Raw genomic sequence first — 22,190 nt, 5'->3', positions numbered from 1 at the left:
GCATGCCCCGTAAAACGGGGTTTGTCCGTCTTCTCTCTGGTTGTCGAGACTCAGAAAAGGAACGGGGCATGCGCTTTGCACCTAGCATCTTCGGTCAGCTTCTTGAACCCATCGATCGGCGTCAATTCCAAGCAATTGTGGATCGCCACGACGGGGATGCGTACGACAAATCGTTCAGAAGCTGGGATCATCTGGTGGCGCTGATCTATGCCCAGTTCAGCGGCAGCAGCGGCTTGCGTGGCCTGGAAGCCGGCTGGAACGCCAACAGCCAGCATCATTATCACCTGGGCAGCGGTCCCTTGATGCGTTCGACCTTGTCGGACGCCAACAGACGGCGTCCGGTCGCCATCTTTGCCGAGGCGTTCAGTCTGGTGGCGAACCTGCTCGACAGGCAAACGCGGCGCGAGGGCGAAGAAATGCTGCGGCTGATCGACTCGACCCCCCATCCCGCTCGGCAAACTGTGCGATTGGGCCAAGTCGAACGGGCGCATCCGCGGCATGAAGGTGCATGTCGTCTATGACCCGAAGGCCGACTGTGCGCGCGTCCTCGACATCACCGACGCCAATGTCAACGACGCCCAGGTCGGCCGCCAGATCACGATCGAAGCTGGAGCCACCTACGTGTTCGACAAGGGCTACTGCCATTATGGCTGGTGGACGGCGATCGCCGAAGCCGGATCGATCTTCGTGACGCGGCCCAAGGCCAACATGGGGCTGGCGCTGGTGTGCGATCGCCCTATAGCCGAGCCGCAGGGCGACGGATTCCTGGTTGTGGAAGACAGTGAGGTAAGCCTGGTCAGCAAGGGCGTTTGCAAGCTGCCGATGCGCCTGCGTCGCCTGCGCGTTCAGCGCGAAGAGGGCGACACCATCACGCTTTTGACCAACGATCTGGAGCGCTCCGCCGTCGAGATTGGACGGCTCTACAAAGGCCGCTGGCAAATCGAGCTTCTGTTCCGATGGATCAAGCAGCACCTCAAGATCCGCAAGTTCCTCGGCAACAACGGCAATGCAATCCGCCTGCAACTCTTTGCCGCAATGATCGCCTATGCGCTGCTGCGCATTGTCGCGCGCACCCGCCGCGTCCCTATTCCAATCTTGAGGTTCACAGAACTGGTCGCTCAATACTTGTTCGGGCGGCGGAAAATGCACACCATCCACAAGCCGCCACCGGTCAATCCAAGCCGACCAAAAGACCGAGCCTCTTCCAATCAGATGGCCTTCATATATGAATAACTTTCCCCGGACAGCCCTGCGCGGAGCGGGGAGAGGTGGCCCGGCGAAGCCGGGACGGAGAGGGGGGCGACAGTCGCGAAGCCAGAACCGGTGAAGGATGGGGCGCGAGCATGATAGGAAGTGCTTCAGGAGCCTTGAACAGTTCCCGCCCGCCGCAAGACCCCTCTCCGTCCCGGCTTCGCCGGGCCACCTCTCCCCACTTCGTACCCACTTCGTGGGGCGAGGAACCCAAGTTCTGCGGAGGCAGCCGCACTTGGCGCTTAGCGTTTCCTCTGAGGGGCAGCGCCAACCTCAACGTTGCACGCTCGCGCGCCGAACAAATCTCCTCTTGCCCGAGCGCGAGACAGACCGTTCACCCGTCCGCTCCCTATTCCGCCGCCACCTTGGCCATGGGGTTGTTCGGATGCGTCGTCCAGTTGGCGTAGACCGGCGACACCGGTCTGCCGGTGCGCTGGTCGATTACGCCGGCCGCCAGCGGTTCCATGGTGATGCAGTTCTCGACCGGGCAGACATTGACGCAAAGATTGCAGCCGACGCATTCGGCCTCGATCACCTCGAAATGCCTGACGCCGTCGACGATTGCGGTGATTGCCTGATGCGCAGTGTCCTCGCAGGCGATGTGGCAGCGGCCGCATTTGATGCAGGCCTCCTGGTCGATATGCGCCTTGGCGATGTAGTTGAGGTTGAGATACTGCCAGTCGGTGACGTTGGGCGTGGCGCGGCCGACGATGTCGTCGAGCGAGGCATGGCCTTTCTCGTCCATCCAGTTTTCCAGGCCGGCGATCATCTCCTGCACGATCTTGAAGCCATAAGTCATCGCCGCCGTGCACACCTGAACATTGCCGGCGCCGAGCGCCATGAATTCGGCGGCGTCGCGCCATGTGGTGATGCCGCCGATGCCGGAGATCGGCAGCCCATGCGTTTCGGGATCGCGCGCGATTTCGGCCACCATGTTCATGGCGATCGGCTTCACCGCCGGGCCGCAATAGCCGCCATGCGAACCCTTGCCGTCGATCGTCGGCTCCGGTGCGAAACTATCGAGATTGACGCCGGTGATCGAATTGATGGTGTTGATCAGCGACACCGCGTCGGTGCCGCCGGCAAGGGCGGCCCGCGCCGGCTTGCGTATGTCGGTGATGTTGGGCGTCAGCTTGGTGATCACAGGCATGCGGGTGTTGGCCTTGCACCAGCGCACCACCATTTCGATGTATTCCGGCACTTGGCCGACCGCCGAGCCCATGCCGCGTTCCGACATGCCGTGCGGGCAGCCGAAATTGAGCTCGATGCCGTCGGCCCCGGTCTCCTCGACCACCGGCAGGATCGCCTTCCACGCGTGCTCCTCGCAAGGCACCATCAGCGAGACGACGATGGCGCGGTCGGGCCAGTCCATCTTGACCTGCTTGATCTCGCGCAGATTGACCTGCAGGTCGCGGTCGGTGATCAGCTCGATGTTGTTCAAACCGAGCAGGCGGCGGTCGGCGCCCCAGATCGCGCCGTAACGCGGACCGTTGACGTTGACCACCGGCGGGCCCTCTTCGCCGAGCGTCTTCCAGACAACGCCGCCCCAGCCCGCCCTAAAGGCGCGGATGACGTTGTAGGCCTTGTCGGTCGGCGGCGCCGAAGCCAGCCAGAACGGATTCGGCGATTTGATGCCGACGAAGTTGTTGCTTATGTCTGCCATGCTCATGCCCTCCCGTTCGAGGTCAGTGCCCGGTGAATCGATTCGGCCGCGTCGCGGCCTTGCGCGACGGCCGAGACGGTGAGGTCGTCGCCGCCAAAGATACAGTCGCCGCCGGCCCAGACATTGGCCAGCGAGGTGCGGCCTTCGGCATCGACCTTGATGCGGCCGGCTTCCAAAGCAAGCAAGGCCCCGCTGCCGTTGAGCGCAGCCGGGACAAAGCTCTGGCCAATCGCCTTGAACACCTGGTCGGCGGTGAGCGTCAGCCGCTCGCCGGTGCCGACGAGCTTGTCGCCCTTCATCGCCGTGTATTCGAGTTCGATGCCCGATACCTTGCCGCCTTCGGCAATGACCCGCTTCGGCTGCAGCCAGTGACGGATAGTGACGCCGTTGGCGGCGGCCAGATCCTGCTCGAATTCGGAAGCGTTCATGTGCTCCTGGCCGCGCCGGTAGCAGATCGTCACCTCTTCGGCGCCGAGCAGTTTCGATTGCACCGCCGCGTCGATCGCCGTCATGCCGCCGCCGATGACGACGACGCGCCGGCCGACCGGCAGGCTGGCAAGATCGCTCGCCTGGCGAAGTTCCGCTATGAACTCCACCGCATTGGTGACGCCTTGCGCGTCCTCGCCCTCGGCGCGCAGCGCATTGACGCCACCAAGCCCCATGCCGAGAAACACCGCGTCGTAGTTCCTGGTCAGGTCCGACAGCTGGTAGTCGCGGCCGAGCGCCTTGCCGTTCTGGATATCGATGCCGCCGATCGACGTGATATAGTCGACCTCGGCCTGGGCGAAATTGTCGATGCTCTTGTAGGCGGCGATGCCGTATTCATTGAGGCCGCCGGCTTTCGGACGGGCTTCCAGGATGGTCACGTCGTGACCGTGGCGGGCGAGCCGATGAGCGGCGGCAAGCCCGGCCGGTCCGGCGCCGACGACGGCGACCGTCTTGCCGGTCGGGGCGGCGCGCGGGTAAAACTGTTTATTCTCAGCCATGGCGACATCGGTGGCGTAGCGCTGCAGGCGGCCGATCTGCACTGGCTTGCCTTCCGCCACTTCGCGCACGCAGACCTGCTCGCACAGCGTCTCGGTCGGGCAGACGCGGGCGCACATGCCGCCCAAAATGTTCTGGTCGAAAATCGTCTTGGCCGAGCCGATCGGATTGCCGGTCGAGATCTGGCGGATGAACAGCGGGATGTCGATCGAGGTCGGGCATGCGTTCATGCATGGCGCGTCATAACAGAAATAGCAGCGATCGGACTCGACCAGCGCCTCGTGATGATCGAGCGGCGGATGCAGGTCGGAAAAATTATCCGCATATTGTTCAGGCGAAAGCCGGCCGCCGGCAATGCCCTGCTTGAAATGACCAGTCGCCATTCCGCTTCCCCATTTCTTGTGGTTTTGGGGAAGGCTAACACGTTTTGTTTTTTTATCAATTGGTCAATTTTCAGCCAAGTTGCTGAAAACGCTTAATAAAAATATGATAATTGTAGTCATGTTTTCGAGATGTGCGAGCGATCACGACGCAGACAGGAGGCCCATTCCGGGGGCACGACCATGGATCGACCTGATCTCGTTCGCGACCAGTTCCTGCAGCCGCCACAGATTGCGGTCGCGAATGCCGAATTCTTCCAGGTGACTGACGGTATTATAGAGGTATTCGGCGCCCGACCCGACATGCCCGCACGCCCGCGCCAGCACTTGGGCCACCCTCTCCAGCGGCTGGTTGAGCGACGTCCCCCTGCCGGTCACACCGACCCAGAAGCCCAGCGCCCGCAGTGAACCTTGAGCCGTACGCACCGGAAGCCATCTGACCGAGCCGACACTCTCGTGATCGCTGATCTCGCGCCGCAACAGTCTTTCGATCTGGAGCGGTTTTTCGCCTTCCGGCAAGCGGTAGATCACCCCGTTGCACCGCCCGCCCCGTTCGAGCGCCATCATCAAGCCCGGCTCCTCGGCGCTGCCGCGCCAGCGGACCATGTCGAGGCAAAAGGACCGATGCCAGCCGAAAGCGGTGGCTCGTTGTTGTTCGACGGACTCGAAAGCCGGCTTCCAGATCAGCGAGCCATAGGCGAACACCCACAAGGGGCCCGCGTCTGCTTCATCAGATAGCCGCGACGCGAGGGTTTGGAAATCCTCATCGTCCAGTTGCGTCCAGCTGCCATCGGGACCGGGATCGGCCTCCTCCCGATGGCATAGCGCGACAAGCTCTGAAGTGAGCGACATCTGGCGCATGGATCAACACTCTCCGTTGACGATAAGCAAAGTCGAAAACCGCAGCATGCGCAAGATTGCGAACGAGGGGTGCCTTGCCGCCATCGATTTCTGGCCCAGATGTCGGAATTCCGTCGCGAAGATCATCCTAGAATGGATCACGCATGATCGATGACTGGAAACCCAAGGAGTACGACAATGCCAAAGTCTCCGATGTCCTTTTTCTGGTACGAATTGATGACCACCGACCTCGACGCCGCCGAAGCGTTCTACACCGACGTGGTCGGCTGGAAGGCGCAACCCTTCGAGGGCGCGGCGGGCATGCCGCGCTATATCGTCATGAATGTCGGCGAGCGCGGCGTCGCCGGGCTGATGGCGCAACCTGAGGAGGTGCGCAAGATGGGCATGCCGCCAGCCTGGGTCGGCTACATCGACACTAGGGATGTCGATGCCTCGACAAAATCTTTGAAGGAGGCCGGCGGTACGGTTCATCGCGAACCCGATGACATTCCGGGCGTCGGCCGCTTTGCCGTCGTCGCCGATCCGCAAGGGGCGGCCTTCAACTTCCTGCAGCCGGATGGCCCCGACCAGCCGCCGATGCCATTGGCGACGCCCGGCAATATCGGCTGGCATGAGCTCTATACGACCGACTGGCGGGCCGCGTTCGATTTCTATGCCGGGCAATTCGGCTGGACTAAGGGCGACGCCATGGACATGGGGCCGATGGGCACTTACCAGCTCTTTGCCGCCGGCGGCGAACCTATTGGCGGCATGATGAACAAGCCCGAGCAGATTCCGGTGCCGGTCTGGCTGTTCTATTTCAATGTTCCGGCCATCGACGTGGCGGCCAAGCGCGTGACCGACAATGGCGGCAAGATCCTGATGGGACCGATGGAGGTTCCCGGCGGCAGCTGGATCGTACAGTGCACGGATCCGCAAGGCGCCCATTTCGCGCTGACGGCGCCCGTGCGGTAGGCGTCCTGACCAACCGAGTGCTGCCGCTGGATCATTCCAGCGTCAGCACCGCAACTTTGAGACCGGCCTTTTGGCGGCGCTGAGTTGGACGGTCGCGGCATCGGCTATGTGTCGTTCGGCGACGGCAGAATTGGGAGCGCGAGTTAGCGAAAGAGCTTCGGGGGGCCGGAGTACCATTCGATCCGGGTGACGTTCTTTAGGCGAAATCTATCGTGCCCATGGCGGCAGTTCGCCCGCATTTCGCGCTGATCGCGCCGGGACACTGAACCGGCCCGATACCTATCAAAATTGAAACAGCCGCGCCGCACCGTTGGTGCGATGCGAGCAAATGAATTGCCTCAACGCGCAAAGTCATTCCGGCGCCAGCACCGCAACCTTAAGGGTCTCTTTCTTGGCGCCGCTCAGCTGGATGGTCGCCGGGCCGGCGGCCAGCTTGAAGCGCATGCTCTTGCGGATCCCCGGACAGGTCTTCATACCACTGAAAGCCGCCAACTTCACGGCTTTGCCGTCCTGGACGACATCGATCCAGGCCTCATCAGACAGGCTGATCTGGAGCTCTCCCTCAGGGGGCACGGCCACGCTTGCCGTCGCGCCGAATGTGCCGGCTGCCGGCCCGCGTTCCGGCGGAACGGTGAAGCTGATCGTTTCGACCGGCGCCAACGCCACATCTGCAGCCTCGCCGACCGAAAGGTCAGCCCCGGACTGCGCGGCGGGCGCTGCCGCAAACAGGGCCTCCTCGCGCGTCACCGGCCATTTGAAAGCAGCACAGCCGGCGTCGTCGGCCATGGCGACGCTGGTGCCTGCAAGGATGGCGAATAGGCTGACGAGGACTTTTCTCATGGCAAACGGAACCCACTTGGTTTGAGTGTCTGGCTATCAGTACAACTATAGCGATCTGAATGCAACCGTAGCGAGAATAAAAGGACGAGGAACATTCCAGTCACCGATTGTTGATGGCAGGCCATGCGAAGTGAATGGTCCCTTGCCGGGCGATGATCTATGGCCGGTTCGGGGTAAAATGGAGTTTAGATGAAGCTTTTCGACGGCCTTGCCAGATATCAGCCGCAGGCGCTGAGGGTTCTGCGCATCATGACCGCGTTGCAGTTCATCGAGCACGGCACCCAGAAATTGTTCAATTCCTGGTCAGCGAACACGCCGGCACCCCTGAGCGGCCTATCGCTGACCGCGGGCCTCCTCGAATTCGTCGGCGGCATCCTGCTGGTATTGGGGCTTTTCACCGGGCCGATCGCCTATTTCATGGCGCACATGCCGCGCGATTTCTTCCCGGTCAACAATGGCGGCGACGCGGCGATCTCGTTCTGCTTCATTTTTCTCTATCTGGTGTTTGCTGGTCCCGGCGCCTTGGCGCCGGACAACCGCCGCAGCGCTTGAGCCGCCACAAACGGCGCCTTCATCCCCGCATCCGTTCGAGATTCGCGTCGAACAGCGGCGTCGGCTGCACGCGCGCGGGATAGCGCTTGCCCAAGAGCTCGATCTCGAAACCGTCGGCCTCGTCGGCGATTTCCTTCGGCACGTAGCCCATAGCCACGGACGTCTTCGAATGATGCGCGTAGCCGCCTGACGTGACCCAGCCGCGCACGGCGCCGTCGAACCAGATCGGTTCGTCGCCGATGACGTCGGCATCTGCCGCATCGACGACAAAGGCGCGCAGCCGTAGCTTGCCGCCTTGCTGGCGCTCGGCGAGTGCCGCCTGCTTGCCGATGAAATCGGTTTGTTTCCCGTAGGCGACGAAGCGATCGAGCCCGGCCTCCAGCGGACCATAGATCGGCCGGTATTCGCGCGCCCACGAGCCGTAGTTCTTCTCCAGTCGAAGCGCATTGAGCGCGCGCGAGCCGAACAGACCGACGCCGAATTCTTCGCCAGCCGCCAGCAGGGTCTGGTACGCGGCACGCTGATATTCCGGCGCCACCCAGATCTCGTAGCCGAGATCGCCGGTGTAGCTGACTCGGCCGACCAGGCACGGCGCCATGCCGATATCCACCTTGCGGATGGCCATGAACGGAAACGCCGCATTCGACACATCCGCCCGCGTGACTTTTGCCAGCACGTCCCGCGCCCTCGGACCGGCAATCGACAGGCCCGTCAGTCTCGCCCCCAGCGCCTCGATATGGACCGAGCCATCTTGCGGCAGATGCGCCTCGAACCAGCGCATGTGATACTCCTCGGCAATGCCGGAACCGGCGAGGAACCAGCCCTCCCCGTTGGAATTGGGGCTGCCGAGATTGGCCAGCGAGAAATCGCCGATCAGCCTGCCGTCTTCTTTCAGCATCGGCGCCAGCGTCATGCGGCCGGGCTTTGGCAGCTTGCAGGCAAGCAGCCGGTCGAGCCAGGCCGCCGCGCCCTCGCCTGTCACCCTGTATTTGGCGAAGGACGAGATTTCCGACAGGCCGACACTTGTCCGCACTGTCCTCACCTCTTTTGCGACATGCTCGAAATCGCTTGAGCGCCGCCACGAGAACTCGTCCCTGACGCCCTCGGGCGCATACCACAGCGGCACTTCCAGCCCAAAGGCCACGCCCCATTGCGCGCCCTTGGCCGACAAAAGGTCGTAAACCGGCGTGGTCTTGAGCGGCCGCCCGGCAGGCAGCTCCTCATTGGGGAAGCGGATGGAAAAACGCCGCGAATAATTCTCGCGCACCTTGGCGTTGGTATAGGCCATCGTCGCCCAGTCGCCGTAGCGCGAGACATCCATCGCCCAGATGTCGGCGCCGGGATCGCCCTCGATCATCCAGTTCGACAGCGCCAGGCCGACGCCGCCGCCCTGCGAAAAGCCGGCCATGACGCCGCAGGCGACCCAGAAGCCAGGCAGGCCGCGCACCGGCCCGACCAGCGGGTTGCCGTCGGGCGCGAATGTGAAGGGGCCGTTGATGATCTGCTTGATGCCGGTGTTCTGGAAGGCCGGAAAATGGCGGAAGCCGACTTCCAGCGATGGCGCGATGCGGTCGATGTCAGGCTCCAGCAGTTCGTGGCCGAAATTCCAGGGCGTGGAAAATTCGGACCATGGCTTGTTGGCCTTCTCATAGGTACCCATCAGCATGCCGCCGCGCTCCTGGCGCAGATAAAGTTCGCCGTCGAAATCGACCGCGTGGATGATCTCCGTGCCGGTCTTCTGGTTCCAGGCGGCAACCTCCGGCATGTCCTCGGTGATCAGGTACATGTGCTCCATGGCCAGCACCGGCAGTTCCAGCCCGACCATGCGGCCGACCTCGCGCGCCCACAGGCCGCCGGCGTTGACGACATGCTCGGCCACCACCTCGCCCTTGTTGGTGATGACGCGCCACAGTCCGTCGACGCGGCGCACGATGTCCTCGACCTTGGTGAAGCGTTCAACCTCGGCGCCGAGCTTCCTCGCCGCCTTGGCATAGGCGTGGGTGACCCCCGATGGATCGAGATGGCCGTCCTCCTTGTTGCGCACGGCGCCGACGAACTGCTTCGGGTCGAGCAGCGGCATCAGCTCGGCCGCCTCATCAGGCGAAATCTCCTCGAGGTCGATGCCGAGATAGCGGCCCTTGGCGACGACGCCGCGCAGCCAGTCGAGCCGCGCCTCGGTCGCCGCCAAAAGCACGCCGCCGGTCAGGTGCACGCCGGTCGCCTGGCCCGACAGCTCCTCGATCTCCTTGTACAGCGAGATCGTGTACTTCTGCAGCTTGGCGACGTTGGGGTCGCCATTGATCGTGTGCATGCCGCCGGCCGCATGCCAGGTCGAACCGGAGGTCAGCTCGTCACGCTCCAGAAGCACGATGTCGGTCCAGCCGTGACGGGCCAGATGGAACAGCACCGAACAGCCGACGACGCCCCCGCCAATGACCACGACCTTTGCATGCGATTTCATGGATTTTCTCGTTATTTCAGTGAGTTGGAGGGGTGACGTGAATCGGGGCGGGAGGAAAACGGATTGACGTTGCGATCCTTCCAACACCCCTCATCCGTCTTGGCGCTTCGCGCCAATCCACCTTCTCCCACAAGGGGAGAAGGTCGGGCGCTTTTCCTTCTCCACTTGTGGAGAAAGTGGCCGAGCGAAGCTCGGTCGGATGAGGGTGTTGGACGGATCGCTGACCATCACGGCTCGCCCTGCCCGATCGCTTCCTTGCGCCTAGCCACATACGCCTCCAGCGCCTCGCGCACGGAAATATCCATCGCCGGCTCGACATGATCTTCCAGCGCTTTCTTCCACAGCCGCGTCGCCCGCGCCGTGGCGTCGAGCCCGCCGGCCTCCTGCCACGCCTCGTAGTTCTGCCAGTTGGAAAGCATCGGCTGGTAGAAGGCGGTGGCATAGCGCTCCAGCGTGTGCGGCTCGCCGAAGAAATGGCCGCCGGTCGGCACCGCACCCAGCGCCTCGACGGCGAGTTCCGCCTCGTTGACTTCGATCGGGCGCAAAAACTCCATCATGTGCTGGATCATCTCGACGTCGATGATGAACTTTTCGAACGAGGCGGTCAGCCCGCCCTCCTGCCAGCCGGCTGCGTGGTAGACGAGATTGCCGTGACCGAGCACCGCGCCCCACAGCGCCATCAGCGTCTCATAGGCGCCTTGCGCGTCAGCGGCGTTGGAGGCCGAGCCCGGCGTCGTCCGGTAGGGCAGTCCATAGCGCCGTGCCAGCTGCCCGGAGGCGATGTTGGCCTTGGTGTTCTCCGGCGTGCCGAAGGCCGGTGCACCGGACTTCATGTCGACGTTGGAGGTGAAGGCGCCATACATGACCGGAGCGCCAGGGCGGACAAGCTGCGTCAAAACCACGCCGAACAGCGCCTCGGCGTTCTGTTGCGCCAGCGCGCCAGCAAGCGTCACCGGGCTCATCGCCCCCATCAGCGTGAACGGCGTCACCGCGACCGACTGGCCGAACTCGGCCATGGTCATCAGCCCTTCGGCCATCATCTCGTCGAAGCGGCGCGGCGAGTTGACCGAGATGATGGTGGTGACGCCGGGATCGTCGCGCATCTGGTCAAGCGTCAACCCTCGCGAAATCGCCATCATTTCGATGCCGTCCAGCGCCCTGCCGCGGCCGATCGCCGAAACGTGAAAACTTTTATCGGTCAGCGTCAGATTGGCGAAATACGTGTCGAGGTGGCGTGAATTGGCCGGCAGTTCGACCGGCGCGCAGACCTGGTTGCCGAGCATGTGTACGCAGTTGAAATGCTGCGCCAGCCGGGTGAGATCACAATAGTCGCGCAGGTTTCCGGCGCGGCGGCCGCGTTCCATGTCGTGCACATTGGGAGGTCCGGCGACGAGCGTAAAATTGATGGTGTTGCCGCCGAGATGAACGGCACGGACCGGGTTGCGCGGCGTCAGCGTGTAGCTCGACCGCGTCGTCCCCAGTGCCTGGTCGACCATGCCGCGGTCGATGCGGACAGTCATCGACGCATGATCGACCTTGGCCCCGGCCTTTTCGAACAGCGAAAGCGCCCGCGAGCTCATCACCTCGATGCCGAAATTCTCCAGAATGTGCATCGACGCCTGATGGATCGCCTCGATCTGGTCGGCCGAGAGCATCGCCATTGGCGGATAGGGATTTGTCACGCGCCGCAGCGGCAGTTGCGGGATGGCGGCCGGCCCCCTGTTGCTGGTTCGCTCAGCGCCGCGCTTGCGTCTCGGTTCGGTCATGCGGCGCATCAAAGCGCTGGCACGACGATCGGGCTGTCAGAAATCCGCCACCTGCGGGCGTGATTTTAGCCAAGGCGGCATTTTGGAGATTTCATGCCGACAAAAGCGACGGAAAACGTCGGAATATCTATCATTGCTCGGCCCCAGCCAAATCGGCCGACGAGCCGTTAAGGAACGCAGCAAGATTCCTTTTATGTTTTCGGCCTAATCCTCTTCCAATGGGTAGGTCGAGTTTTAGTAAAATTGTAGCTGTTACCGTGCTGCTGGCGCTGTCGGCCTGCGCGACGCCGCCAAGCCATATCAACGATGTCTGTGCCGTGTTCGACCAGAATGACGGTTGGTTCGACAACTGGCAGGCGGCGGCCGAACGCGCCGAACAGAAGCACGGCGTGCCGGTTCCCGTGCTGATGGCGACGGTGCGCAAGGAATCCGGCTTCAAGAGCAACGCCAAGCCGCCGCGCACCAAGCTTCTCGGCTTCATTCCCTGGAAACGTGTTTCCAGCGCCACCGGCTTCTCGCAGGCGCTCGACGGCACCTGGGCGCAATATCAAAGCGAGACCGGCAGCTGGGCGGCGCGCCGCACCAGGTTTGCCGATGCCGTCGATTTCGTCGGCTGGTATCATTCCAAGACATCAGACACGCTCGGCGTCGCCCGCAACGACACCTACAACCTCTATCTGGCTTATTATCTCGGCTGGACGGCCTATGGCCGCGGGAACCGCGGCGATGCCGGCGTGCAGCGCTATGCGCGGGCCACCGAGCAGATGGCTCGGGACTACGCCGCGCAGCTACGCCAATGCGCGCCTTGATGGCGCCACGGATCTAGCCATCCGTCAGCTTCGGCCTCTTGCCGCGTGGACGCTTGGGCGGAGCGCCGGCAAAGCCCGGACCGATGCCCTGCGGCGCGTCTTCCGGCACGCCTTCATTGGCGGCATGCTCCTTGTCGAACTTGATCACCGGCTCCATTTTCGCCAGCACGTCGTCGGCAAGCCAGCACAGGCTCATATGGCCATCGCCGAGATGCTTGACCGGCGGCACCTGCGTCTCGCAAAGATTGTCCGGCACCAGCTTCTTGTAGCCGCAGCGCGTCTGGAACGGACAGCCGGTTGGCGGGTTCATCGCCGACGGAATGTCGCCCTCCAGCACGATGTGCTTCTTGATCACGCTGGTGTCGGCGATCGGGATCGCCGACAGCAGGGCCTCGGTATAGGGATGATAGGGCGGCGAAAAGATCTGGTCGGTCGTGCCCTGCTCGACGATATAGCCGAGATACATGACGACGACGCGGTCGGCGATGTAGCGCACCACCGACAGGTCGTGGCTGATGAACAGCATCGTCGTCTTGTTCTTGCGCTGGATGTCCATCAGGAGCTCAGTCACCGCCGCCTGCACCGACACGTCGAGCGCTGAGACTGGCTCGTCGGCCACCACCACCTTGGCGTCGCCGGCAAAGGCCCGCGCCACGCCGATGCGCTGCTTCTGGCCGCCGGAAAGCTGGCGCGGTTTGCGGGTCTCGAACGCCCGCGGCAGCTTCACCAGGTCGAGAAGCTCCAGCATGCGCTGGCGGCGGTCGGCGACGGTATTGCCGACGTTGAACTTTTCCAGCGTGCGGATGATCTGCGAGCCAACCGAGTGGCTGGGATTGAGCGTGTCGAACGGATTCTGGAACACCATCTGGATCGACGACACCGTCTCGACGCTGCGCTTCTCGACGCCGGTCGACTCGATCCGCTGGTTGCCGAGTGTCACGCTGCCGGAGCTTGCCGTCTCCAACCCGAGCAGCACCTTGGCCAGCGTCGACTTCCCGCAGCCGGACTCGCCGACGATGGCGACGGTCTCGGATTCGCGTGCCATGAACGAGATCGTCTCGTTGGCCTTGACGACGCGGCCCTCGCTCGAGCCGAACACCTCGCTGCCGCCGACCTTGTAGTACTTTTTGAGATCCTCGATCTTGAGCACCGGCGCGCCGGGCTCGACGCGCTCGTTGACCTTCTTGGCGCCGGGCGGCAGCGCTTCCCAGTCGATCTCGTTGAAGCGCACGCAGCGCGAAAAATGGCCTTCATGGCCTTCGACCGCGATCATCGGGATTTCGGCGGCGTTGCAGACGCCCTCGACGAAATGGTGGCAGCGGGGGCCGAAATTACAGCCCTTCGGCCGCTCGTGCGGCAGCGGCAATTGCCCCGGGATGGAGATCAGAGGCCGCGAATTCTTGTCGGCGCCGGGCAGCGGGATCGAGCGGAACAGGCCCTGCGTGTAGGGATGGCGCATCCGGTCGAAGACGTCCTTGATCTTGCCGGTCTCCACCGCTTCGCCCGAATACATCACCGTGATGCGGTCGCAGGTTTCCAGGATCAGGCCGAGATTGTGCGACACGAAGATCATCGAGGTGCCGAACTTCTCGCCGAGCCCCTTGACCAGATCGACGATGCCGGCTTCCACCGTCACGTCGAGCGCCGTCGTCGGCTCGTCGAGCAGGAGCAGTGCCGGCTTCGACAGCAGCGCCATGGCGATGACGATACGCTGTTGCTGGCCACCGGAAAGCTGGTGCGGAAAGGAGCGCATCATGCGCTCGGGATCGGGCAGCCTGACCGAGCGAACCATTTCCAGCGCGCGTCGATAAGCCTCTTCCTTAGACACTTTGTCGTGGATCAGCGGCACTTCCATCAGTTGCTGGCCGACCTTCATCGCCGGATTCAGGCTGGCCATCGGCTCCTGGTAGATCATCGCGATCTTGTTGCCGCGGATGGCGCGCAGTTCCTCGTCGGACAGCTCGCCCATGTCCTTGCCCTGGAACTTTATCCGGCCGCCGACGATCTTTCCGATGTTGGAGAGGTCGCGCATGATGCCAAGCGACACGGTCGACTTGCCGCAGCCGGATTCGCCGACGATGCCCATCGCTTCGCCAGGCATGACCGTGCAGGAGAAGTCCATGACTGCCGGTATCTCACCCTTGCGGGTGAAGAAGGAGATCGACAGGTTCTCGATCTCGATGATCGGCCCATTGGTCGGCTTGGCGGGATTTCGAACTGCCTCATTCATGGGTCGCTCCAATCCTTGTTCTTTCAAGCATATCGGGTCGAGAACCCTCCATCAATCTTTCATCGATTGTTCACGCAGCGAGTCGGCCAGCAGATTAAGGCCCAGCACGAACGACATCAGCGCGATCGTCGGCGGCAGCGCCGGATGGATGAAGGAGCGCAGCAGCCGGCTGGCATCCTTGATCGCGGTGCCCCAGTCCGGGCTCTCGGGCGCCAGCCCCAGGCCGAAATAGCCGAGCGTGCCGAGCAGGATCGTGGTGTAGCCGATACGCAGGCAGGCATCGACGATCAGCGGCCCGCGTGCATTGGGAAGGATCTCCCACAGCATGATGTACCAGGGCGATTCACCGCGCGTCTGCGCCGCCGCCACATAGTCGCGCGTTTTGATGTCCATGACCAGGCCACGCACGATGCGGAACACGCCAGGGCTGGAGGCAAACACCACCGCCACGAAGATGTTGAGTTGGTTGGGATCGATATGGATGATCCTGAACGGGTCGGCGTCGAAGACCAGGCCGGCGTAGACCCAGCCGCCAATGATCAGCGTCAGTCCCAGGAGGATGTAGAGTCGGTCAGGCCGCTTCTTGTAGCGCGTCCAGAACAGCACGCTGAAGAAGATGATCGGGAACAGGAAGAACAGGCCGGCCATCGCATAGGGAATCGGCGTCTCCATGATGCCTGGCGTCACCAGGAGGTAGAACAGGAGGATCACCGGGAAGGCGAGCACCAGATTGGCGAGGAAGGACAGAACCGTATCGATCCTGCCACCATAATAGCCGGCCGGCAGGCCAAGCGTGATGCCGACCATCAGCGCGAAACCGGTCGCCGCCGGCGCGATGATCAGCACGATCTGGCTGCCATAGACCATGCGGCTGAACACGTCGCGGGCAAGCTTGTCGCCGCCGAACAGGTAGACAAGTCCCGATTGCGGCTCGACCGCGCCAGGCAGCGCGTCCTTCATGATCGGGATCTGGACAAGCGGATTGAAGGGCGAGATGGTTGACGCGAAGATCGCCGTGAACAGCCAGAACAGGCAGATGCCGACGCCGACGATGCCGACGCTGCTGTCGAAGAGCTGGCCGTAGAGGCCAAGCCTCTTCTTGTAGGCGAAGCTCGCGCCCATCACCACGACGAGGGCGATCCAGACCGGCCAGAAACGCGCGAGCACGCCAAGCACCACGTCGAAGGCGCCGATATATTCAAGCTGCATCCGCCCGATCCCCTATTGAACTCTGATACGCGGATTGAGAAACGCGTAGCCGACATCGGAAATGAGCTGCGTGATCAGCACGATGAACACCGAGACTAGGGAGCAACCGAGCAAAAGATCGATGTCGTTGTTGCCAGCCGCCTCGACCAGCGTGTAGCCAAACCCCTGGTAGCGGAACATCACCTCGACGATGACGACGCCGGTGAGCAGCCAGGGAAATTGCAGCATGATGACAGTGAACGGCGCGATCAGCGCGTTGCGCAGCGCATGCTTGACCACGACGCTGCCGAAGGAGAGGCCCTTCAACCGCGCGGTGCGGATATATTGCTGCGTCATCACCTCGACCATCGAGGCGCGGGTCATGCGGGCGATATAGCCGATGCCGTAGATCGCCAGCGTCATGACAGGCAGCGTGAAATTGTAGAAGGTGATGCCCCGGCTGGCCGAAGCCGCCGAACCGTTCAGCAGACCGAGCCATGAGGCGAAAATGACGGTGAAAATGACGCCCGACACATATTCGGGCGTCGCCGTCGAGGCGATCGAGGCGACGGACAACGTCCGGTCGGTTCGCGAGCCCTCGCGCATGCCGGCGAGGATGCCGATCAGAAGCGAGATCGGCACCATCACCACAAGCACCCAGAACATCAGTATGCCGGTGGCGCCGAGCGCCGGGAAAAGCTTCGACGCGACCGTCGTCTTGAACTTGGTCGAGCAGCCGAAGTCACCCTGCAGCACGCCGGAGAACGTCGGCTCGACTGGATCGTTGCAGAAGGAAAAACGTCGCGCGGGTTTGCCCGTTGCCGGGTCTGTGACCGGCTGTTTGGGCACGATACCCAGCCATTGGCCATAGCGGGAGAAGAAATTCTGGCGATAGCCATGGTTGACCAGCCAGCTTTCGAGCTGCTCGGCCGAGGTGTGCATTTCGGTCTGGCTGATCGCCAGTTTTTTCAGATTGGGGTCGAGATTGATCAGGAAGAAGACGACCAACGTCAGGCACAGCATCGTCAATGCCATCGTGCCGAGGCGTCGAAGGATGAAGGAAAGCATGGCGGCCCCCTGCCGATTGGGTTGGGGTCAGGTGCAGTCAACCCTTGATTTGTCGCATGAGCCAGCCTGAAATGTCAGCCACCTTTTGCGCTGACCCACATTTGCGGATCATGTTCGAACAGGAGGGAGGGAAGAATGCCCTCCCTCCCGGTTGGCTTCGATCGATCAAGCCTCGTCGAGCCAGACCTTGCCGTAGTCGCGCTCGAAGGTCGGGTGCATGGCGTAGTTCTTAACGGCAGCCACCGAGTGACTGTAGAGCTTGCGCCAGTAGGGCTGGATGATGATGCCGGAATCCTGCAGGATCTGCTCGATGTCCTTCATCATCTCCTTGCGCTTGGCGGCGTCGGCGACCGAAAGCGCGGCGTTGAGCTTGGCATCCCATTCGGGATTCGACCAGGCGGTTTCGTTCCAGGCTTCTCCGGTGCGGTAGCCGATCGCCAGAACCTGGACGCCGAGCGGCCGCATGTTCCAGTTGGTCATCGACAGCGGATACTTCGTCCAGTCGTTCCAGAACGTCGAACCCGGGAGCACCGTGCGCTTCACCTTGATGCCGGCGTCGCGCATCTGCGCGGCGATCGCATCGCCGGTGTTCTTGTGCCAGTCTTCGTCGACCGTGATCAGCTCGTGCTCGAAATCGGCCTGACCGGCTTCCTCCATCAGCGCCTTCGCCTTGGCCGGATCGCGGGCAATCTTCGGCAGCTCGTAATATTCCGGATGGATCGGGGAGACATGGTGGTTTTCGGCGACAGTGCCGGCATTGCCACCGCCCAGCTGGAGCACGACAGCGTTGTCGACCGCGAGCTGCAGCGCATTGCGAACCTTTTGGTCCTCGTAAGGCTTGTTGGCCACGTTGGTGCGGCAGACGATGGTCGCTGCGGTGACCACCTCGTACTTGACCAGGTCGACACCGTCGAGGATCGACACATAATCGGCTGACGTCTCGAAATTGGTATGGACCTCTCCCGATTCGAAGGCGCTGACCGTAGCTGCGGGATCAGTGCCGTAGTCGATGAACTCGATGCCGTCGAGAAAGACCTCGCCGTCCCACCACTTGTTGTCTTCGCGGCGCTTGTAGACGACTTTCTGGCCGACGTCGTAGGAAACGAGCTCGAACGGGCCGGTGCCGATCGGGCAGGCTTTGAAATCGCCGCCCTTTTCGTCGAAAGTCTTGTGGACGACGAGACCGGGATAGTCGCACACGTTGGGTATGAGCGCGATATCCGGCGTGCTGAGCTTCAGCTTGACCGTCAAATCGTCGACCTTGGTGATTGCGCTCTCATCCAGCTTGTCGTCCTTGACCAGCGAGCCGAGACGACCGGGCATGGAATTGCCTTCGGCCTTCTTGTCGGCCCAACGCTTGAAGTTGAAGATGACGTCGTCCGCGGTGAACGGATCGCCGTTGTTCCAGGTGACGCCCTTGCGCACATGCAGCGTGTACTCGGTGGCATCGTCGTTGACGTCCCAGCTCTCGAGCAGGTAGGGGCGGAACGTGTATTCGTTTGTGTACTTGACCAACGGCTCGAGTGCCTGGCGCTCGGCATTGGCGATTTCCGACCAGTCGGCCTTGCGCGGATCCTTCGCATCCTTGATCCACATAGCGACCTTCAGTATGCCGCCCTTCTTGCCCTGTACGTCCTGCGCTCTCGCCGGCGTCGGGTCGGCGAGGCCGAGCATACCATAGGCCATCGCCGTGGACGCGCCGAAGACGCTGGCCAAAGCGAGAAACTCGCGGCGATCGACACGTCCGGCCCTGGCTTCTTCGGCCATTGCATGGATGTGATCCGGAACGCGATCGCCATTACTCTTGTAGATTGTCATCACGAACTCCCATTGTTGGCTTTCTGCCTTTTACCATTCCGCATCCGGGCCATGATGTCAAAAACGGCACGGATTGGGAACATGCCAAGGAATGTGCAACTTTGGAAGGGAAGCAGTTCGCGTGATAACGACAGTCGTGGCGCAAAATTGCTATTGCCCGGCAGATTCCGTTCGAATCTCCGGCATCGATCAAACTGAGACATTCACGACAGCGCCGCGCGTACCGTTAGGCGCGCAAAGGACGCTGTAGCACTTTGATTTCGCGCATGATCCCTAACTGAAAATCGGTTCCGATTTTCGGCGTCATGCGCGAAACTTTGCACAGCGCCAGCCGATCCCGGACAGGGTGCCAGAACGGCGACGACTGTCGGATTGCCAGACCCTTTCGCGTCGGCCGGCTTCAGTACTCGCGCTCGTAGAAAACGCCGCCCTTGGCTTCGCCGGCGTCGGTGGCCTCGCCGCGCAATTTGACGCCGCGCCCGACGTCGAGATCGATCGCCGCCTTGCCCGAACCCGGCTTGTCGCCCTTCTGGATCGTCACATAGGTGCGGTCGTTGAGGTATTTGCCCGCCGAGACCGCGGTGCCGCCCTCTTCGTCGGTGATGACGTCGAGATCGTCGACGCCGATCGCGCTGCGCAAGTTCTGGAGCAGCGAGGTCGAGCCGCCGACACCGGCCAGTTGCGCGGCGGCTTCGGCAAGCTGGGCGATCTGCAGCGGCGACAGGTTCGACATCGAGCGGCCGAAAATCAGTTGCGCCAGGACCTCGTCTTCCGGCAGCGCCGGCACCGACGAGAAGTTGAATTTCGGATTGGTCGCCTCGCCCGATACCACGATGGTGACGGTGGCGCTGCTCGTCGTCGATGTCGCCGTGAGGTTGAGATAAGGCACCAGCGAGCCTGAAAAGCCGACCGTGCCTTCGGTGAAGGTCAGCCGCTTGGCGAGGATCGTCAGCCGCCCGCGCTGCAAGTCAAAGGTGCCGACCGCTTGCGGCGACGATGCCGGGCCGGTCAGCCGCAGCGAACCGCCAAGCTCGGCATCGACACCCCTGCCCTGGATGAAAATCTGGCTCGGCGCGTTGACCGTGACATCGAGGTTGAGGCCGCCGCCACCGCCGCTGCCGCTCGCAGTCGCCGGGCGCAACGCCTTGTCCTGCGCGCGCACGGCGGCCGGTGCGTTCCTATGCTTGACGTCGAGCGCCGCCAGCGAACCCGGCAGCTTTTCGGGAACGGTGATCACGGTCTTGGCCAGGTTGATCGTGCCCGAAATCACCGGCGCCGACGCGAGCGGTCCCTTGATGGTGAGGTCGCCGCCGAGATTGGCGGTGACCACCCTGCCGTCGGTATAGCGGCCGTCGACGAGCTTGACCGACAGGTCGGCCGGAAAACCTTGCGCCGGATTGATGCCGACCGTGCCGCTGGCCGACAGGCTGCCGCGCGTCGACAAATTGCCGGTCAGGCGGTTGATCCTGGCGACGCCGCCGCCGATCGCCACATCGGCGGTGATATCGTTGATCGCAAGTCCCGAGCGTGCATCGATCAGGCGGGCACCCGACGTGCGGACCGTGCCTGTGATCACCGGCGACGTCGCCGGGCCGCGCACCTTCAAATCGACGTCGGCCGTGCCGCTCAACGACAGGCCTTGCGCGGCAAGTGTCCGGGTGAGGAAGGCGAACGGCACCTTGCCGGAAAAGTCGAGATCAAGGGTGGGCGTGCCTGATGTCGCCACCGTGCCGCCGCCCTTGAGGCCGAGACCGGCGGCGTCGCTCATATTGGCGTCGAAGGCCAGTCTGTTGCCTGAATACGTACCGGAGGACGAAACACTCATGCCGCCGAAACCGGCGCCGCGGGTCTGCGACGTCTGGACGCCTGCGGCGTCGATCTTGAAGGCGACGGCCGGATTGGCCGGCGCGCCCGTCACCTTCACCGTGCCCGAGATCGAGCCGGCGGCATCGAGGCCCGGCGAGAAACTATTGGCGAGCGACATCGGCACCCGCGCCAGCGTCGCGTTGAGATTGAGCGCCTCCCCGACCTTGCCCGAAACCGTCGCCGTGCCGCCGCCGAGGTTGAGCGCGAGCCGATCCAGGCTGGTGGTGCCGTTGGCGATGGTGATGGTCGAGGCCTGCGCGATTGCGGCTTTGATGCCGCGCATGGTCGCCTGGCCGGAGGTGAGCTCGACCGTCGTCGTGCCGTTGGCGATCCTGACGCGGCCGGCGGCCCTGGCGGGAATGTCCTTGACGTTGGCGCCGCCGGAAAAGCCGGTCCAGTCGCCGTCACGCTTGAGATCGACATCGATGCCGCGAATGACGGTGCCGCCGGAGGTGACGCTGTCGGCACGGATCTTTCCGGAGATCACCGGTGCCGCGAGATAGTTGGCGATCGATGCATCGATGGTGACCGTCTTTGCCGAAACATCGCCGCGTGAAATCGAAGCCGTCGAAGCCTTGATGGTGACCTCAGGCGCATTGCCGGTCTTCGAGAAGACGATCGTGCCACGCACGTCGCCTTCCGCCTTTTCCAGCGCAAGGGCTGCGAGCGGTCCGATATCAGGCAGGTCGAGCGCCACGGTGCCATCAGGCACGAACGCCTCGTCAAGCGCCAGGTCGCCTGATACCCGGTTCTTGCCGAGCGACAGCAAAAGCCCGTTGATGGCGCGCTTGCCGTCGGACGTCGCCAGCACGGCACGGCCTTGCAGGGGCTGGCCCGCGACATTTCCGGTCAGTTGGACATTGGCCGCCGGGTTGGCGGCATCGGCCTTGCCGGTGGCGGTGAGCCTCAACCCGGTGATCTCGCGTTCGGCCACCGAGAGCCGGTCGCTGTTGACCGTCAGCGACAGGTCGGGCGCGGTGCCGGCGCCTTGCGCGTTCAGCGCGAAAGCGATGGCGCCCTTGGCATCCCCGGACAGAAGCGAGATGTCGGTCAGCGCGCCCTTGATGTCGACGGCGAGTTGGTTGTCGGCAAGGCTGGCCTGCCCGTCGGCGGTCAGCGCGCCGGATATCAGCCTGATGGCGCTGGCGGTGACATTGCCATTGGCGTCACGCTTCAACGCGGCACTGAGTTCTGTCCGCTCAGCGAGCACACCGCGCGCTGCCGCCGGCAGCGCTGCGGAAGCCGCATCCGCCCTGAGGTTGAGATCGATGGCGCCGCCGGCCAGCGAGACCCTTCCGTTGAAGCCGGTGTTCAGCGCGTCGCTCGTCACCGAGCCGCTGTCGATGACGATGGTGTCAGTCGCGAGGCTGCCGGCGACCTTGGCGGTGATCCTGCCGGCGATCAGCGGCGCGATGGTTGGATTGTCCAGGCCGATCTTGTCCGCCGTCACCGTGCCGGAGATCGGCCCTGTCCGGCCCTTCAGATCGAAGGCGTCGGAA

General features: G+C 63.0%; 14 protein-coding genes and 1 pseudogene. 4 read left to right on the top strand and 11 right to left on the bottom strand.

Features of this window, described 5'->3' with window-relative positions; translation table 11 throughout:
• Positions 1-68 precede the first annotated feature (68 nt).
• A pseudogene (locus CIT26_RS08800) lies at positions 69-1,233 on the top strand (IS4 family transposase).
• A 367-nt stretch (positions 1,234-1,600) separates the two neighbouring features.
• Here CIT26_RS08800 and preA read toward each other — a convergent pair.
• The 3 genes from preA to CIT26_RS08785 all read right to left on the bottom strand — a co-directional run bounded on the left by preA (position 1,601) and on the right by CIT26_RS08785 (position 5,139).
• Entirely contained in the window at positions 1,601-2,914 is a 1,314-nt protein-coding gene (preA, locus tag CIT26_RS08795; RefSeq protein WP_095492221.1) for an NAD-dependent dihydropyrimidine dehydrogenase subunit PreA, read from the bottom strand.
• A 2-nt stretch (positions 2,915-2,916) separates the two neighbouring features.
• Positions 2,917-4,281, bottom strand: a complete 1,365-nt coding sequence (locus CIT26_RS08790; RefSeq protein ID WP_095492220.1) for an NAD(P)-dependent oxidoreductase — start codon at positions 4,279-4,281, stop codon at positions 2,917-2,919.
• Positions 4,282-4,422: 141 nt separating this feature from the next.
• Complete coding sequence (locus tag CIT26_RS08785; RefSeq protein ID WP_095492219.1) at positions 4,423-5,139, bottom strand: gamma-glutamylcyclotransferase; 717 nt, start codon at positions 5,137-5,139, stop codon at positions 4,423-4,425.
• 177 nt (positions 5,140-5,316) lie between these two features.
• On the opposite strand from CIT26_RS08785, the gene CIT26_RS08780 reads away from it, so the two are divergent.
• Positions 5,317-6,093: a VOC family protein gene (locus CIT26_RS08780; protein WP_095492218.1), complete on the top strand. Its 777-nt coding sequence runs from the start codon at positions 5,317-5,319 to the stop codon at positions 6,091-6,093.
• 351 nt (positions 6,094-6,444) lie between these two features.
• Here CIT26_RS08780 and CIT26_RS08775 read toward each other — a convergent pair whose 3' ends face one another.
• Positions 6,445-6,933 carry a hypothetical protein gene (locus tag CIT26_RS08775; RefSeq protein WP_095492217.1) on the bottom strand — a complete coding sequence of 163 codons (489 nt, stop codon included), beginning with the start codon at positions 6,931-6,933 and terminating at the stop codon, positions 6,445-6,447.
• A 189-nt stretch (positions 6,934-7,122) separates the two neighbouring features.
• Here CIT26_RS08775 and CIT26_RS08770 point away from each other — a divergent pair, with 189 nt between their 5' ends.
• On the top strand, positions 7,123-7,485 hold the full coding sequence (locus CIT26_RS08770) for a DoxX family protein (RefSeq protein ID WP_095492216.1): 363 nt from the start codon (positions 7,123-7,125) through the stop codon (positions 7,483-7,485).
• A 19-nt stretch (positions 7,486-7,504) separates the two neighbouring features.
• Here CIT26_RS08770 and CIT26_RS08765 read toward each other — a convergent pair whose 3' ends face one another.
• Positions 7,505-9,946, bottom strand: coding sequence for a GcvT family protein (locus CIT26_RS08765; RefSeq protein WP_095492215.1), 2,442 nt, complete (start codon positions 9,944-9,946; stop codon positions 7,505-7,507).
• Between the two features lie 227 nt (positions 9,947-10,173).
• Positions 10,174-11,712 (bottom strand): trimethylamine methyltransferase family protein, encoded by a 1,539-nt coding sequence (locus CIT26_RS08760; RefSeq protein ID WP_167391329.1) that lies wholly within the window; start codon positions 11,710-11,712, stop codon positions 10,174-10,176.
• A 218-nt stretch (positions 11,713-11,930) separates the two neighbouring features.
• On the opposite strand from CIT26_RS08760, the gene CIT26_RS08755 reads away from it, so the two are divergent.
• Complete coding sequence (locus tag CIT26_RS08755; RefSeq protein ID WP_095492213.1) at positions 11,931-12,521, top strand: transglycosylase SLT domain-containing protein; 591 nt, start codon at positions 11,931-11,933, stop codon at positions 12,519-12,521.
• A 13-nt stretch (positions 12,522-12,534) separates the two neighbouring features.
• On the opposite strand, the gene CIT26_RS08750 is transcribed toward CIT26_RS08755, so the two are convergent.
• From CIT26_RS08750 to CIT26_RS08730, 5 genes are all read right to left on the bottom strand, one after another.
• On the bottom strand, positions 12,535-14,751 hold the full coding sequence (locus tag CIT26_RS08750) for a dipeptide ABC transporter ATP-binding protein (protein ID WP_095492212.1): 2,217 nt from the start codon (positions 14,749-14,751) through the stop codon (positions 12,535-12,537).
• Positions 14,752-14,802: 51 nt separating this feature from the next.
• Positions 14,803-15,960, bottom strand: a complete 1,158-nt coding sequence (locus CIT26_RS08745) for an ABC transporter permease (RefSeq protein WP_095492211.1) — start codon at positions 15,958-15,960, stop codon at positions 14,803-14,805.
• Positions 15,961-15,972: 12 nt separating this feature from the next.
• Positions 15,973-17,007, bottom strand: a complete 1,035-nt coding sequence (locus CIT26_RS08740; protein WP_029351580.1) for an ABC transporter permease — start codon at positions 17,005-17,007, stop codon at positions 15,973-15,975.
• A 165-nt stretch (positions 17,008-17,172) separates the two neighbouring features.
• Positions 17,173-18,825: an ABC transporter substrate-binding protein gene (locus CIT26_RS08735; RefSeq protein WP_095492210.1), complete on the bottom strand. Its 1,653-nt coding sequence runs from the start codon at positions 18,823-18,825 to the stop codon at positions 17,173-17,175.
• A gap of 400 nt (positions 18,826-19,225) precedes the next feature.
• The coding region (locus tag CIT26_RS08730) for a translocation/assembly module TamB domain-containing protein (RefSeq protein WP_206072740.1) at positions 19,226-22,190 on the bottom strand (2,965 nt) is incomplete at its 5' end.

This window comes from Mesorhizobium temperatum, from assembly GCF_002284575.1.
Classification (GTDB): Bacteria; Pseudomonadota; Alphaproteobacteria; order Rhizobiales; family Rhizobiaceae; genus Mesorhizobium; species Mesorhizobium temperatum.
This window is presented reverse-complemented; position numbering and strand designations above follow the sequence as displayed.

Bases quoted from the DNA above. Each gene is read 5' to 3' on its own strand.
- preA (WP_095492221.1), bottom strand. From the start codon at position 2,914: ATGGCAGACATAAGCAACAACTTCGTCGGCATCAAATCGCCGAATCCG.
- CIT26_RS08790 (WP_095492220.1), bottom strand. From the start codon at position 4,281: ATGGCGACTGGTCATTTCAAGCAGGGCATTGCCGGCGGCCGGCTTTCG.
- CIT26_RS08785 (WP_095492219.1), bottom strand. From the start codon at position 5,139: ATGCGCCAGATGTCGCTCACTTCAGAGCTTGTCGCGCTATGCCATCGG.
- CIT26_RS08780 (WP_095492218.1), top strand. From the start codon at position 5,317: ATGCCAAAGTCTCCGATGTCCTTTTTCTGGTACGAATTGATGACCACC.
- CIT26_RS08775 (WP_095492217.1), bottom strand. From the start codon at position 6,933: ATGAGAAAAGTCCTCGTCAGCCTATTCGCCATCCTTGCAGGCACCAGC.
- CIT26_RS08770 (WP_095492216.1), top strand. From the start codon at position 7,123: ATGAAGCTTTTCGACGGCCTTGCCAGATATCAGCCGCAGGCGCTGAGG.
- CIT26_RS08765 (WP_095492215.1), bottom strand. From the start codon at position 9,946: ATGAAATCGCATGCAAAGGTCGTGGTCATTGGCGGGGGCGTCGTCGGC.
- CIT26_RS08760 (WP_167391329.1), bottom strand. From the start codon at position 11,712: ATGACCGAACCGAGACGCAAGCGCGGCGCTGAGCGAACCAGCAACAGG.
- CIT26_RS08755 (WP_095492213.1), top strand. From the start codon at position 11,931: ATGGGTAGGTCGAGTTTTAGTAAAATTGTAGCTGTTACCGTGCTGCTG.
- CIT26_RS08750 (WP_095492212.1), bottom strand. From the start codon at position 14,751: ATGAATGAGGCAGTTCGAAATCCCGCCAAGCCGACCAATGGGCCGATC.
- CIT26_RS08745 (WP_095492211.1), bottom strand. From the start codon at position 15,960: ATGCAGCTTGAATATATCGGCGCCTTCGACGTGGTGCTTGGCGTGCTC.
- CIT26_RS08740 (WP_029351580.1), bottom strand. From the start codon at position 17,007: ATGCTTTCCTTCATCCTTCGACGCCTCGGCACGATGGCATTGACGATG.
- CIT26_RS08735 (WP_095492210.1), bottom strand. From the start codon at position 18,825: ATGACAATCTACAAGAGTAATGGCGATCGCGTTCCGGATCACATCCAT.